The organism is Methanolapillus millepedarum (assembly GCF_032594115.1).
GTDB lineage: Archaea > Halobacteriota > Methanosarcinia > Methanosarcinales > Methanosarcinaceae > Methanolapillus > Methanolapillus millepedarum.
Genome location: NZ_CP131060.1, coordinates 1658227 through 1673619, shown reverse-complemented (window position 1 = coordinate 1673619; position 15393 = coordinate 1658227). Strand labels below are relative to the sequence as shown.

Sequence of the window (15393 nt, the reverse complement as noted above, 5' to 3'; positions counted from 1 at the left end):
TATTAGATTCGATACTATTATATTCAAGTTATAATTTGAGTCATATGATTCCTATTGCTTCCACTTCTGATTATAACTCAAATCACACAAAACAATCCAATCAATTCAGATTCAACAACGATCAACATATTTTAATACCGATTTTTAATTTGACAAATTCTAAATTCATAGATTTTTGACAGCGGACGGATACCATGAAACAAGAACTCGTTCAACTTTTGAGTGAGATGTTTAAGTCTTACGGATACAAAACCGAAGAGAGCGCCTTTTGCGATATTATCGGTAAAAGACAAGATTATGAAATCTGGGTCAAGTGCGACCTCGACGGGAATTTAGACACATTGGAACGTTTCACTCAGCAGTCCAACGGTAAAAACAGCCTTTACATCACGACCAAAAGAATCAAAGGCGGCGACGAAACGGTCAAAAGGTATGCGGAAGATACGGGCGTCATGATTTGGGACCGGGACGAACTGGCCAAAAATGTCGGCGCGTTTATGCTGGCCAACTTGAGCCGCGAAACCTTGGAAATGGTTGTCGGCAGCTACTGTTTGGAATCCATCGTCGATCAAAAAAAAAACTTTGATCCCGTAAGCGCTTTTGCAAATTCGAAAAATCCGAATACGTCCGAAAAACCCGAATTTTTGGAACAGGCCGGCATCCCGGAGGAGCCGGCGTTTTCTGAAAATGACGGATTCCCAAGTTCTTTCTTAACAGCTGAAGAACAAAAAGAGACGCAAAAAAATAATTTCCCGCCGACGCCGAAGAGCGAATATATCATCGCCGAATCAAAAAAACCGGAAATAAAACAAAAAAAGCCGGAAGTGTCGGTTGATGATAAATTCAAAACGGAAAAGAAAGAAATCATTGCTGTCCGCGCATCAAAATTAAACATGCCGGTTGAAAAGGCGGTCGCGATCGGGAAATCAACATTTGGGGAAGTCAAAGATGTCGTTCTCAAATTTGTCCCGTACTGGAAGTACACCTATACAATCAATGTGGACCGGCGGATGGGGTCCGAACAGATTCGGATGTCGGCATCCGGAGACGGTATTTACAATGCGGTTACCGGAGCGGAAGATGAAATCGAACTGGGAGAAATCAGCGAACAAACCGAAATTCCGGACATTGATTATGTGCTGAAGCAGCCGAAAGTATCAAAAGATGAAATTAAATCCAAGATTTTGGAAAAATTAATCAAAGAACACACGCAGCAAGTCAAGACCAACAATACCGACGCGCAATCCATCATTTATCAAAATAAAACGTTTAAACCGCTTGAAAAGGATTTTGATATTAAAATCAACCAAGTTTTCGCCTCCGTTTGGGAAGTGAAGGGAAAGAAAGATTGTATCGAAATCAATGCGTACAATTCCCAGCAACTTTCTAACCCGGCCGACGACGGCGCCGAATTTGTTTAAAAACTGAACAGTCAACGCTGCTCAAAAGACGAACGGTGATTATAGAAATGGAATTAAAAGTAAAAGATGAAAATCATCGAAAGGTTTTATATTCTATTTCTCATTTCTTCTTTTTATTAATTTTTTATGGTTAGGGTTATACAATTGAACACTAATTAATAGAAATATTAATATAAAAGAGTTTGAATTTAAACTGCATCAGCAGTCTGTCAAAGATTGAAAGTATACTTTATATATCAGATATTAAATTAATATCTATTCCGAATGAATTAAAATCAACAAAAATGAGGTCAAATGATGATAACCATTACAGATGAAGCCATCACGGCATTGAACGGTGTTTTGGAAGAACAAAACAAAAAAGACCACTACTTACGCGTCTTTATCGCCGGTCTCGGATGCAGCGGTCCGTCCTACGGACTTTCTTTGGACAACGAGGTCAGCAAAGATGACAAAACCACCGAAATCAAAGGCGTCAAATTCGTTTATGAAAATGAACTTGAAAAAACCATTGAAAATTTGATTATCGACTACATTGACAATGAAATGGGAACCGGATTCATCGTCGAAGACCCGACAGCCATGCAGTGCGGCGGCGGATGCGCCGGATGCCATTAAATTGATGAACGCCGGTAAAATTTGACCGGCGGTTTTTTTCTTTTTTTAGTTTTCTATTTTTTAGTTTTCTATTTTTTATTTTTCTTTTATCTTTTTTCAGGCGGTTCCGACGTGTGCGCTGCCGGCATTATTTTTGTTGAAGCAATAAACCAACCCGAACGTCTATTTTCAAGGATATTTGAAAGCATCGCAACGGGATTTGATAAGGTTAAAAATTCGAAAGGCGAATAACTTTTATATTTTAGGTCAAATTATGATTCACAATAGTTACATGATTTTTACGAAAAAGATTGAGGAGAAATAAAATATGTTTCCGGGAATGGGCCGCGGCATGAATCCGAAAAAGGTTCAAGGAATGATGAAGCAACTCGGCATTGACATGGTTGAAATTGAAAACGCCGAACAAGTGATTATTAAAACAACGGATGGCGACATTATTATCGAAAATCCGGCCGTCTCGATTATGAGAGCGCAAGGTGTTGACACTTATCAAATCAACGGGAACGCCAAAAAGGTGCCGAAACAACTTTCCATTCCGGATGAAGACGTACGCCTCGTGTGTGAGCAAACCGGTGTCAGCGAAGAAGACGCGAAAGCCGCGTTGGAAGCCGCAAATGGAGATTTGGCGGAAGCGATTTTAGCGCTTTCTTCATAAGTTTTCACATAAAAGATTAAAATATTATTTTCTTTTTTATTTCTTTTTTGTTTTCTCTTCATTAATTTCATTTTTTATTCAATTTCATTTTTTATCCGGTTTTTATTCAATTTTATTTTTTTATTTATATTTTTATTTGATTTTATTTTTTCTATTTTAGAATGAATTATCAAATTTTCACAATCAACAACGATATTTAAAATGAAAAAATGAGATTAAATATATAATTATAAAAGGATATAAATTAATTTTCATTCATTGAATTGATTTATTAAAAACAGAAGCAATGGAAGATATAAAGTCTTATGTAAACAAATCCATCATTTCGATTGTTAAAATTATAATGATAAATTTTTTTTCTATTAGAAGGATATTAAAATAATGTTGCTTTTTGATGGCGATTTTTGAGATATATAAATTTTATTAAAATAACTATATATATTTTAAACCATATTATCCTCTCATTGAATTATGTCGAAAAAATAATTAGATGGATATAATTCAGTTTTCGTTAGGAGGAATATATTTGATAAAAAGACGGATGACACCGATTATTTTAATTTTAGTAACACTTTTCGCGCTGGCCGGAACGGCGGCGGCTTTTACAGGAACGGGGATTTCAGGTGATCCCTATGTTGTTGAAAGCACAGATACAGATTTAAGCGGATGGACAACCATTGCTGAAGGAGATTACATCCGGGTTGAAAATACCAGTTTGCTTCCAAATGTCATAAGCAGCATTGCTAACAACTCAACAATTATTTTGATTAACGGGCCATACGCAGCATCCCAATTTTTTATCCCGAGCACAAAAGAAGGGATTACAATTACAAATAATGCGGGAACCGCACCTGAAATTCAATTAACAGCGGTTAGCGACGGTTTCAAAATCTGGTCCAACCGAACAACAATCACAAACGTTACTCTGAATGGTACCGGCGTTGCCAACTATGGGTTCCGCGTCCAGATTGACTACGTAAACGATACCGGTGGACATAACATTACATTTGACAATGTCACGGCAAGAAACATGGTCAAAACCGCTTTTGACTTCAGCCGCAACACCGACTGCAGTTTCACAAACCTGACGGCCGAGAATAACGGCGGTTTCGGGATTACAATCAACCAGGGAAGCAATGTTACTGTTTCCGGAAATACCAGCAACAATTCATGGGGAGGGTTAAACGTCAACAACAAAAATTTCACGGACGGAACAAACATTGCAACGGCCGGCATTAATGTTTCCGGCATTAATCTAACGGAACAACTTCCGGTCGTCATTGAAGAATATGACAATGCTGCACGAACAACTGTCAGAACACTGATCGGCGCATCTTTGGAAATTAATTTAACCAACGACTCCATCATCATCACCAATAACAATTCAACCGGTATTAACGATGACAGCATCCCGATTCTTGGAAAAATTATGATCTTGAACCCCAACAACACCGCTGACCAAAACGGCGCTATTTTAGCCGGTATTTTGGGAGACACCGGAGCTGAAGATGGAAATCAAGTGAATGTTCCGCCGGGAACCTACAATGTCGGAAACGTGACTGTCCCGACAAACATGACAATCGTTGGGTCCGGAAATCCGACCATCGTCGGTGTTTTGACGCCGGCGGATTCGAATGTGACGATTGGGGAAGAAAACGTAACGGTCACTCCGACCGCGCCTTCATCGGGCGGCTCAGGCGGCGGGTACGGTTCCGCAACCGTTGTGAACACCACAATGACCAACAACACAACCAATGCCACCAACACAACAAATACCACCAACACAACCCCGTCCAACACATCCAACACGTCGTCCAACACGTCAACCAACACATCAACCAACAACACATCAACCCCGTCAAGCAGTGAAAGCTGGTGGGACAAATACATGTGGTATGTGATCGGTGCGGCCGCCGTGATTATTATTATCGGAGCGGGAGCCTACTATTACTTCTACATGTACAAACCGAAAAACCCGTAATTAAAAACAGAAAGGGGCTTTCCCTTTCTTTTTAATATTATTTTCACATTTGTAAACCCGATAAAAGTCAATAAAAAAAGCCGTCACCCGACAGGGTGACGGCTTTATTTTTCTTTTTTGCTGTTTATCTGAATGTTTTACTGAAACTTTCATTAAAACATTTTGTTGAGACATTTTGATATGTCTTTTCGTTTTTAAACATTCAACTGAACCGTTTTTTCTTTTCAATTTATTTAATCAAATGTTCTTACATTTTTAATTTGAGGGGGGTATACTTGTTGTACAAGTAAATCACCGGAATCATCAGCAAGGTCAAGATGACCGGAAGTCCGATCCACACATTGCTCATGGAGCAGTGGTTTGCGTAGACGAAAGCGGATGTTGCGATAACCAGCACAAACAGGATTGCCAGAACGATCCACCATTTGTTGGCCAACGTTGTTTTGTATTTCTTGTACAGGAACGCGCTTTGGACGAGAGCTAAGGCAACAATCAGCAAGAACACCCAGGTGTAAGCAAACGGTTCACAAATTTCCTCGGTGGGAGTCGTTTGGTTGTTGTCACCCGTTGTTGTGTTGTCCTGGCTGCTGTTGTCTTTGACTTCGGCAAATCCGCTGCCTTCCTCTTTGGGCGGAACAACAGTTCCGTTGCCTGTACCGCCGCTACCGGAAGCCTCAACAACAACAGTCGCGGTTGCGTTTCTGAAAACACCGGAGCCGTCTTCAATAACAACCAAGTTTTTGTGTGTACCGGAACCCGTCAGTGTTCTTGTGTATTCCAACGTCGCGGATTCGCCGTCGGTTAATCCCAGACCAGTTCCCGGCGCGTAACTTCCGCCCGCCAAGGTGGCATTGCCAAGCAAATCGTTTTCAGCTTTATAAACATCGGTATTACTTGTCCCGCCAACTTTGTCGGCCACAAACTCCAATGTTTTCGCCGTTGAGTAACCGTTTGTCACCGTCACTCTATAATGAACGGTTCCGCCGCTGTTTGGCAAGTCCGCGGACCTTGACCAGTGCGTTCCGTCCAAACTGACTTCCTTTTTAACGGAAATGGCGTCTTTGGCAATGGTCGGCGTGTTGAAGGGGATATAGTAAGTGTTTTTGGTTGGATAGACCGCTTTGGCTTTTGACGGCTCAAGATGATCCGGAGCTGTAAATTTCACATAACTTCTGTTATCGTCACTGATATGGACGTGATCATCACCAGATGAAACTGAAACATCAGTGATTGTATATTTTATAACATATTGAACTGTTGATGTTGAAGCAAGAGACGTTGCCAAAACTTGGGGGTTTTCAAGATTTAAAGAAATATTACCGTCAGAATAATCGGAATCCCCTGTTGCTGTTGCCGCGCCCGGAGCGCCGCCGTCAACACTGACAGTTGCCGAATATGACCCGGCGTTGTACTCGAACAACGTTGTGTTGATTTGGTCCTGAACAACAATGTCATCCACCGGCGCCCAGAAGTAAGTTGACGACTGAACGGCTTGTTCCATCATATCATCAATTAAGCTCATGTCATTCGCATTAAAATAGTGTGCATTGCTTGTCGGAATCTTGCTGAGGAATTTAGCAACATCAATGTAACTCAATCCTAACGGAGCAGCGCCTGCCGTAAGAACCCCATCTTCTGGAGTTATTTCAGTTCTTCCATCAATTGTTTCCGTATAACCTTGCCAACCGTTACCGGAGAAAAAAGCATAAGCAACACCAATTCCAAGAGCATAAACAACAGCATTACCGTCACTTGGATCCTTTATTTGCGAGGACATTTCCCGTGCTTTTAGATTAGCTGTCAATACATCATATCTGTTGTATCCACCGATGCTGACATCCCCATTTGACAAATAATATCGGCCTGCGTTACCGTCCGTCACAAGAATAACAACACGGTTATTTTGTTCAGTATTTGCCGTAAAGTTAGAATCCGTTGTCAAAAAATTATAAGCTGAGGTCAACCCGCCTTCCGTATTTGTATCTTTTCCCATTGGAATGTCAAGAATCGATTGATTGAATGTACTTGTTCCGTTGGTCATATTGTTAACATCGGCTTTCGTGACGCGGTAATACAAATGATTGATGTCATTTCCAAAAACATAAGCTGTGTTGCCACTCAGATTTGCCGGAACGGTGGAATTAACCAATTTTTTGTATGTTTCATTATCTAGTGAACCGATCATGTAAGCTTCGGGGACTATACCAGTATTATAGGCAATGTCGGGAGAATAACCGGCAGATGTATACATTTTTGTATTGTTAAACTCAAAACCACCTGTCGGAAGCGGCTCAAAGACATCTCTGGCAAATGGAATAATTGTAATTGTGGATTCCGGATTTTGTGCCCAAATAGACTCCGCAGATTTCATGATGGCATCTTGAGCATTTCGAAGTCGAATCGGCTCATTATCTGAAGTGTCCAATGTACCTTTATCATCAATGTCATCAAGCATGCTGCTTGTGACGTCATAAACAAAAATGACATCCAATTTCGGTGGCGGATAATATGTCATTCTTCCGGGAACAACATCAATTGTCATCGTAACATCATATTCCCCAGGAGTTGCGCTTTTAACAACTTCTTTATTGATAGTGACTAAGTCATCGAATTGTGTTTTGTTTGTTCTCCAAACACCGTTATCAATCACCGTAATCGTTCCGGACGCGACCGGTCCGCTTAAATCGTATTTTGAGGGAGAATCAGCGCAATAATCCGACAAAACTTTCACAGTCGGATGCGCAACGTTGCTTTCGTCGTAGACGTTAATTGAACCGCCGGCCGCCGACGCAAGCGGCGCCGCCAAGAATAAGAGAACAAAGAATAAAGCTGTCAACTTGAATATATTTTTCATATTTACCAACCAAATTTTTTAAAAAATTGTTTTAGCATATTTGTTTCAAATCAAATACGTAGAAGAATTATTTATTTTTATGGTATATATTATTATCGCAAACATATTGATATTTAAATGACATAATGAATATACAACGCATATTATATTTTTTAAAGAATTATTTTGAAGATAACAGAACATTCAAAAATAATAAACCTTAAAATGTAAACATAATTTAAAAAATAAAAATTTGTTATAAAATTCAGGTTAACAATATCTTTCCTGATAATTTTTAATTTTTGAAATTCAATGATTACATTTATTAACAATAACAAAACTGTATGATTTGAGGTTATAAAAATGGACGCAAAAAATTACGTCGAAACGGTTTTGGAAGATGTCAAGCGCCGAAACCCCGGAGAAACTGAATTTCACAACGCTGTTGCCGAAGTGCTTCACTCTTTAACACCTGTGTTCGAGAAGAGAAAAGACTTAATGGACGCCGCGATTCTTGAAAGAATCGTCGAGCCTGAACGCGCCATTTCATTTCGCGTCCCGTGGATGGATGACGCCGGAAAAATCCACGTCAACCGCGGATTCCGCGTTCAATTCAACGGCGCCATCGGACCTTACAAAGGTGGTCTTCGCTTCCACCCGTCCGTGAATCAAAGCATCATCAAATTCCTCGGCTTTGAGCAAATTTTCAAAAACTCTCTGACCGGCCTGCCCATGGGCGGCGGAAAAGGCGGTTCGGACTTTGACCCCAAAGGCAAATCCGATGCCGAAGTTATGCGTTTCTGCCAAAGCTTTATGACCGAACTGTACAAACACATCGGGCCCGATGTGGACGTTCCGGCCGGCGATATCGGAGTCGGCGGACGTGAAATCGGCTACATGTATGGTATGTACCGCAAATTATCCAACTCCAGCAGCCAAGGCGTTTTGACCGGAAAAGGTCTGACCTACGGCGGTAGTCTCGGAAGAACACCGGCCACCGGCTACGGACTTCTTTATTTCACGAGCGAAATGTTGGCCGACAAAGGCGAATCTTTCAAAGGAAAAACCGTCGCCATTTCCGGTTCCGGAAACGTGGCCACTTACGCCATTGAAAAAGCACAGCAAATGGGCGCCAAAGTCGTCACCTGCAGCGACTCTTCCGGATATATTTATTGTAAAGACGGCGTGGATTTGCAAGCCGTCAAACAAATCAAAGAAGTCGAACGCCTCAGAATTAAAGAATATGTGAACCGTTGCGGCGGCGAATATTTCGAAGGCTGCGCAAACATTTGGGACGTGAAATGTGACGTTGCGCTTCCCTGTGCCACCCAAAACGAATTGGACCTGGCGGCCGCTCAAAAATTGATTCAAAACGGCGTGAAATATGTCGTCGAAGGCGCCAACATGCCCTGTTCTTTGGACGCCATGAAAGCTTTCCAAGACGCCGGTGTTTATTTCGGACCCGCCAAGGCCGCCAATGCCGGCGGTGTCGCCTGTTCCGGACTGGAAATGACGCAAAATGCGCTTCGATTAAGCTGGTCTTTTGAAGAAGTGGATGAAAAACTCCAAAACATCATGAAAAACATCTTCAAAAGCGCCAAGAAATCCGCCGAAGAATACGGCTACAAAGACAACCTCGTGGTCGGAGCCAACATTGCCGGTTTTATGAAAGTCGCCACCGCCATGATGGGACAAGGTCTGATTTAATTTCGTTCATTTAAAAAACGGGGAAAAGAAGCAATTCTTTTCCAAACCCTCTTTTATCTTCTATATCTCCCGGTTTGATTCTTCCTCTTTTATCCTTTGGTTTTTTGTTTTATTTTCATATTCTCATTAATTTTGTTTCACCAGAATTATTTCCAAAAACACCATCGGCAAAAAAATCGGAAGCCATATATATCACTGACAAATATTTCGGAATATTGACTTTTAAAATCTGTTTGAATATAATATTAAGAAGTTTAATGATTCAGAATAAATAATAATAAGATGGTGTTAAAATGGCGATTGAACTTGAATTATCAAATATGCCGGCGGACTTGAAATTGAAATGGGTTTTAAATGAACTTCAAGCGGATGACCGGTTTTTGGTAAAAGGAATTGAAGATATCAAGTATTATTATGCGGCAAAACAAAACTTTTCTGAAATTCTGTGGTATGTCACCCGAGTCTTAAAAGAAAAATACGGGTCCCGATTGCTTCGGCAAATGAAAATTGAAGTGGAATATGACTGTCACTTTTTGGAAATTCAAATTCCGATTGCACAAAGCGGACTTGAATTAAGTCGTGAGATGATTAGCATTTGTGAAGATGCTCGAAAAATGTATGGGACAACGGCAGACGATTTCTTTTTGATAACACAATACGAGAAGTATTAAAGGGCAATTGGGGTGAATTTATGGGGAAAAATATTAAGGGGCAAGATCTCCAATCAGACTTTAAACCGATTCATTTCTTGTATATTTCTAAATACTTATTTAAAGTCGCTCAAAACGATTGTCCTATCCCGGATTCGGCATATAGGTCCGCTATCAGCCGAGCTTATTATGCCGCGTTCCTAGAGGCACGGAGCTATGCCGCAAACCGAATGGATTTTTCAAGTTCCAAAACCGGAAAAGATCATACAATATTAGCCAATTTTTACAAAAAGTCAAAAGAACATTCGGTTCAAGATATCGGAGATTATTTGTTCAAATTAAAAAAGTGGAGGTTGATCAGCGATTATGACATTCCGGCTGAATACAGTGTTCCGATTAAAGAGCAAGCAAAGGACGCGATTCTTCATTCCATCCAAATCTTTTCAAAATTGAGAAGCATGAACTAAAGATAAAAACATATGAATTCTCCCCATTCATTTTTTGGAAGTTTGCTCTCTCGATTTGTATAAACTTCACAACCATTTCGGCCACGAAATCCCAAACGACCGGACCATTCCTGCCACTTCGTCATGAACCGGCCGGTCCGTTTTTAAAAGAATTAATCCGTACAAAAGACCACCGGCCGTAAAAACAATCAAAAGCCAAAGAATGTTTGAAATCGGAACAAAATATTTGACCGCCAGCAAAAACACGCACATGACAAGGGAAGCCGCAACCATTTTGGCGGCGGATTTCCAATCATAGGAAACCGGAATAACCTTTCGAAGAAAGAGATAAGATAAAACAGAGTTGAGCGTCATCGCTATAATTGTCGCAACAGCCGCGCCTTCCATGCCGAAATCCGGAATCAAAACCGCGTTTAAAACAACATTTGCCAAAATGCCGGCGGCAATGGACAGGAACGCAAATTTCGGATGGCTGGCAGCGTTTAAACAAATGCCTTGCAAATACATAAAAACAGTAATGATTTGAATAAACGACAGCAGATAAAGAGGGACAACACCCGGAACGTAGGCGTCGCCGTAAAAGAGAAAAATAAAATCAGAACCGAGAATCAAAAAACTGAAAAAAATCGGAATCGCCAGCATCAGAGAAATGTTTGTACCTGTTCGAAGTCCTTTTGTAATCGCGCCGGTTTGACCGGATTCATTCCAGGCGCTGAATTTCGGATACAAAACCGCTTTCATGGACGTGGCGGCCAGTCCGGCCAGCATTGAGAATTGGTAAACGATCCGGTAAATTCCGGCTTCAGTTTCCCCCATGTATTCGCCGATGAACACCACATCGATATTTTGGTAAACCAAGTAGCAGCTCATTACCAAAAAAATCAAAACGGCATAAGTGAGCAAACGCTTAAAAATATCCTTTGAAAATTTGACCAAACGAAGACCGGTATAAAACTGCGCAAAAACAGCCGCCGCAATCATGCCGGCTAAAAAACCGCCCATCAGGCCGAACGCATGGTAACCGAGCCAAACGAAAACAATCTGAAACAACGATCGAACAGCCGTATTCAGAAGAAGGGAGACTTGAAACGCGTTCACTTTTCCATCGCTGTAAGCCGCGTAAATCCGGCTGTTATAGAAATAATCAATCAGAAGAGCCGCAATGATCCACCAAAGAATCCCTGTCTTCATAACAGTGGATTCCGGAAAGAGAACGGATGAAATCAACAGCAAGGAGATGACAAAGACAAGGTAAATCAAACGAAGCGCCATGGACGCCGAATAATATTCGTTTTTCGTTCGCCCCTCGCTGATGAGTTTAACGCCGGCTTCACCAATCCCGCTCTCGGAAAATAAGTAAAAGAGGGCGTTGTAAGAGAAGAAGAGAAAGTAAACGCCGACAATTGAAGGGTCGACAGTTCGCGTAAAATAAATCGTGCTTAAAAAACCGATGGCTGTCAAACCGAATTGAGAAATGAGCGAGACCAGCGTTTGAGTTCGAAGGTTTTGCGTCCGCTTTGGGTCTTCATCACCGCCGGAACCATTCTTTTTGCGTCCGATGTTTGAAAAAATATCCGCCGTCTGAGCCATCCATTTTTAAACAGAATTGAATGTATTTAACAGTTGGGTTGAAACAACTTTTGTTGATGCTTTTTTAGGATTGCGTTGAATTTCAACAACTCCATTGAAGGCTATTTTCTAAAACAAATTCAAAAAGAACAAATAGAATTAAATAATTTGCCTGATTATTGGCTTTTTATTTGGAGTTTGACTTCATATTGTTTTTATTGTATTTTTATATTATAGTTAACATTGACCGATTATTTTAAGAGGTATAAAATTGGCACAGAAAAGTAATCATGAGCCGGGAAATCCTGTGAATGAAAAGGCGGCAGCGCCGGTTTCAAAACAAGAACCCGCCTCCAAAGATTCAAAATCCGATGACTTGGCGCACAAATACCTCGGAGACAAAAGTTCCATTTTAACAAGCGTTTTTTACGGCGTTTTACTTTTGATTTCCGCAATTTTGGCATTTGTCATCCGTATCGCTCCGAAAGATGGTGTTTTTTTAAACAACGGATTTATCCGGCTGGGAGAAAATGACCCTTGGTACCACTGGAGAAACATCGACTATCTCCTGCATAATTACCCGCACATGATGTGGTTTGACCCGGCGACCACCTACCCGTACGGAACAAACCAAGCGTTTGCACCTCTTTTTGACATGATGGCGGCAACATTCATCAAAATTCTTCAATTTTTGACCGGCAACACGTCATCCGATTATGCGATGACGATTTTTGCGTACTGGCCCTGCCTCCTTGCGGCCCTTTGCGTCATTGTGATTTACTTTGTCGCCAAAAAGATATTTGACAGCCGTGCCGTGGGTCTTGCATCCGCGTTCTTCGTGGCCATCGCCCCGGGACAATTCTTGTCCAGAAGCATAATCGGATTCAGCGACCACCACGTTGCTGAAGTTCTTTTCAGCACAATCGCCGTCTTTTTCCTCATCGTCGCGCTTTTAAAAGCCAAAGACAAAGTGATTACTTACGCCGATTTAAAAAATAAAAATTTCAGCGCCTTAAAACCGATCCTTCCATATGCGGTTTTAACCGGAATTTTCCTCGGTCTTTACGCCCTTGTTTGGGAAGGCGCGCTCCTCTTTGCGTTTATGATCGGCGTTTTCGTCACCATTCAAATGATGGCCAACCACATGAAGGGCGAAAGCACTGTTTTTATCGCCATCACCGGAATGATTATTTTTGTGATTAACTTCATCATGGTCGTTGTCACGCCGCAGATTGGTGAATACAAATCTCTTCACATGCTGGCGCTTAGTGCCGGATTTATCGCGATTTTGGCAATGGCTGTTTTGTCTTACCTTTTGGAAAAGAAAAACGCAAACAGAATCTACTACCCGATTATTTTGATCGTTCTCGGCGCCGCAGCCGCTATTGCCGGCAGTTTGATTTCCGACTCTGTCAGAAACGCGGTTTTCGGTGTTGTCGGGTTCTTTACAAGAACAGGCGGCGCTCTTACAATCGGAGAAGCATCCCCGTATTTCGGGACATCGATCCCACCGATTGCGTTTACAATCTTAATCGGAATATTCCTCATCGTTTTGCCGTTCTTGGGAACACCGTACATTAAAAAAGACTTTTCAAAAGCTGTTTACTTGATTATTTGGTCGGTTGCATTCCTGATCCTGATGATGATTTCCGGCGACGGATTCATTAAACTTTATGGCAGCTTCTCTGTATTCGGATACTTGTGGTTAATTGCCCTTCCGCTCTTAACATACAAAGCGGTTCAAGACAACAAAATGGAAAGAATATTCCTGGTCATTTGGACGATGGTGATTTTGTGGGCGCTCGTTCAGCAGAACCGTTTCGCTTATTATTTCGTCGTCCCGATTGTCATTTTAACGGTTTACCTCTTGTACGAGTTGGCTCACTATTACAAGTTGGACGCGGCCGCTGCCGGATGGAAGAAAGAAATCCTCGGTAAGATGAACGGAAACAGCAATAGCACGAAACCGGAAGCCAAACCGGAACCGGCTCGTGCGGAAAAAGCGGAATCTAAAACTTACCGCCCGGATTCAAAGGCTGCCAAACAGGCCGCCAAATCCGAAGCGGTCCGGCAACCGTCAAAACCCAAGAAAAAATCAACTTCCCAAACCGCCATCACCGGTCTTGCGATTTTATGCATTGCGCTCCTTGTCATTGTGGTTCCGACCGCGTTTTTGACCGTCCAGTACACTTACGGAACCGGCGGCCCGAACATGCCGTGGATTAACGCGACCACGTGGATGGCCAACAACACGCCGGCGCCGACTTTGGACCCGTACGGCACTTACACGCAGCCGTTCCAAGATTTGGACGGCGACGGCAAAGCCGACAGAGTTTCCGGAAGCGGTATTGAATTCTATGAAAATCAGGTGAGTACCGTTCCGTTTAATTATCCGGCCGGCTGCTATGGTATTATGTCGTGGTGGGACTACGGCCACTGGATTGAAGTGATCGGAAAACGGATGCCGGATTCCAACCCGTTCCAGTTCGGAGTGGGCGGACGCCGCGGAAACGTGACGGACCCGATGATTCCGGGATCTGCTCCCTACTTCACAGCGGAAACGGAAGCTGACGCGACCTACTACTTGGAAGCCATTGACCCGCGCGACAACATGTCAGGCGCCCGTTACATTGTGACGGACATCGAAATGGCGTCCGGCATGAGCAAATTCTACGCGATGACCGCATGGACATTGGATACCGACGGCTACACCGTGACGGTGCCGACCAGCGAAGGCAACATGACCTTAATCGGCAGCGACCGGTACTTTAACTCTCAGGTTGTTCAATTGCATCTGTTTGACGCCCAGCACATGAAACAGTACCGGATGGTTTATGAATCTGAAAAAGAAAGCCTCAACATGCAACAGCAGGAGAGTTACTACAAGGAGTTATACAACTTCTTGCACGGAACAAACATCAGCACACAAAGCACCGGATACGTGAAAATCTTTGAATACGTGAAAGGCGCCAATGTGACCGGAACAGCAACACCGAATTCGACGGTGACGATTTCCACCATGGTTCAGACCAACCAAGGACGAAACTTCATGTATTCGCAAACAGCAACCGCTGATGCAAGCGGACACTATTCGTTTACCGTTCCGTATTCCACAACCGGCCCGATTTCCGGACAAACAAACTTCGTCGTCAAGCCGACCGGACAGTACTCGGTTACGCACGATGGAACGACATCCAAAGTGGACGTGTCCGAAGAAGCGGTTTTGCAGGGACAAACGGTCCAAGTTGTTTGATAAAAATAAAATAAGCGATATGAAACCGGATTTCCGGTTTCATTCTTTTCTTTTTTAAATTTCAATCGGACTTCATTCCGGACTTTATCTTTTTTCACTTTTTTATTTGATCCATTCTTTTCATCAATGCCAGGCCGGGGGTGTTTTTACAGACAGGACGGCGGCGGCACATGAAAAAGGGATGAAAATTTTATTTTCATCGAAAAGCAGGACAACAGACGAAAAAGGAAAAATGAAGG

10 protein-coding genes are annotated in these 15393 nt (G+C 42.3%); 8 read left to right on the top strand and 2 right to left on the bottom strand.

The genetic code is table 11. The annotated features are described in order from the left end of the window. Positions 1 to 194 precede the first annotated feature (194 nt). From MsAc7_RS07665 to MsAc7_RS07650, 4 genes are all read left to right on the top strand, one after another. The gene (locus MsAc7_RS07665) at positions 195 to 1421 is read left to right on the top strand and encodes a hypothetical protein (protein ID WP_338102326.1); all 1227 of its coding nucleotides are present in this window, start codon (positions 195 to 197) and stop codon (positions 1419 to 1421) included. Between the two features lie 294 nt (positions 1422 to 1715). After that, positions 1716 to 2039 (top strand): HesB/IscA family protein, encoded by a 324-nt coding sequence (locus tag MsAc7_RS07660; protein WP_338102325.1) that lies wholly within the window; start codon positions 1716 to 1718, stop codon positions 2037 to 2039. Between the two features lie 307 nt (positions 2040 to 2346). After that, the gene (locus MsAc7_RS07655) at positions 2347 to 2694 is read left to right on the top strand and encodes a nascent polypeptide-associated complex protein (protein ID WP_338102324.1); all 348 of its coding nucleotides are present in this window, start codon (positions 2347 to 2349) and stop codon (positions 2692 to 2694) included. Between the two features lie 526 nt (positions 2695 to 3220). Further along, positions 3221 to 4675 (top strand): right-handed parallel beta-helix repeat-containing protein, encoded by a 1455-nt coding sequence (locus MsAc7_RS07650; RefSeq protein WP_338102323.1) that lies wholly within the window; start codon positions 3221 to 3223, stop codon positions 4673 to 4675. 247 nt (positions 4676 to 4922) lie between these two features. On the opposite strand, the gene MsAc7_RS07645 is transcribed toward MsAc7_RS07650, so the two are convergent. Beyond that, entirely contained in the window at positions 4923 to 7529 is a 2607-nt protein-coding gene (locus tag MsAc7_RS07645) for a hypothetical protein (RefSeq protein ID WP_338102322.1), read from the bottom strand. Between the two features lie 342 nt (positions 7530 to 7871). On the opposite strand from MsAc7_RS07645, the gene gdhA reads away from it, so the two are divergent. The 3 genes from gdhA to MsAc7_RS07630 all read left to right on the top strand — a co-directional run bounded on the left by gdhA (position 7872) and on the right by MsAc7_RS07630 (position 10332). Continuing rightward, positions 7872 to 9215 (top strand): NADP-specific glutamate dehydrogenase, encoded by a 1344-nt coding sequence (gene gdhA, locus MsAc7_RS07640; protein WP_338102321.1) that lies wholly within the window; start codon positions 7872 to 7874, stop codon positions 9213 to 9215. Between the two features lie 293 nt (positions 9216 to 9508). Then, the gene (locus MsAc7_RS07635; RefSeq protein ID WP_338102320.1) at positions 9509 to 9886 is read left to right on the top strand and encodes a hypothetical protein; all 378 of its coding nucleotides are present in this window, start codon (positions 9509 to 9511) and stop codon (positions 9884 to 9886) included. Positions 9887 to 9906: 20 nt separating this feature from the next. Further along, entirely contained in the window at positions 9907 to 10332 is a 426-nt protein-coding gene (locus MsAc7_RS07630; protein WP_338102319.1) for a HEPN domain-containing protein, read from the top strand. Between the two features lie 66 nt (positions 10333 to 10398). Here MsAc7_RS07630 and MsAc7_RS07625 read toward each other — a convergent pair whose 3' ends face one another. Further along, on the bottom strand, positions 10399 to 11922 hold the full coding sequence (locus MsAc7_RS07625) for a flippase (protein WP_338102318.1): 1524 nt from the start codon (positions 11920 to 11922) through the stop codon (positions 10399 to 10401). 250 nt (positions 11923 to 12172) lie between these two features. Here MsAc7_RS07625 and MsAc7_RS07620 point away from each other — a divergent pair, with 250 nt between their 5' ends. Continuing rightward, positions 12173 to 15154: an STT3 domain-containing protein gene (locus tag MsAc7_RS07620; protein ID WP_338102317.1), complete on the top strand. Its 2982-nt coding sequence runs from the start codon at positions 12173 to 12175 to the stop codon at positions 15152 to 15154. Positions 15155 to 15393 lie beyond the last annotated feature (239 nt).

Bases quoted from the DNA above. Each gene is read 5' to 3' on its own strand.
- MsAc7_RS07665 (WP_338102326.1), top strand. From the start codon at position 195: ATGAAACAAGAACTCGTTCAACTTTTGAGTGAGATGTTTAAGTCTTAC.
- MsAc7_RS07660 (WP_338102325.1), top strand. From the start codon at position 1,716: ATGATGATAACCATTACAGATGAAGCCATCACGGCATTGAACGGTGTT.
- MsAc7_RS07655 (WP_338102324.1), top strand. From the start codon at position 2,347: ATGTTTCCGGGAATGGGCCGCGGCATGAATCCGAAAAAGGTTCAAGGA.
- MsAc7_RS07645 (WP_338102322.1), bottom strand. From the start codon at position 7,529: ATGAAAAATATATTCAAGTTGACAGCTTTATTCTTTGTTCTCTTATTC.
- gdhA (WP_338102321.1), top strand. From the start codon at position 7,872: ATGGACGCAAAAAATTACGTCGAAACGGTTTTGGAAGATGTCAAGCGC.
- MsAc7_RS07635 (WP_338102320.1), top strand. From the start codon at position 9,509: ATGGCGATTGAACTTGAATTATCAAATATGCCGGCGGACTTGAAATTG.
- MsAc7_RS07630 (WP_338102319.1), top strand. From the start codon at position 9,907: ATGGGGAAAAATATTAAGGGGCAAGATCTCCAATCAGACTTTAAACCG.
- MsAc7_RS07625 (WP_338102318.1), bottom strand. From the start codon at position 11,922: ATGGCTCAGACGGCGGATATTTTTTCAAACATCGGACGCAAAAAGAAT.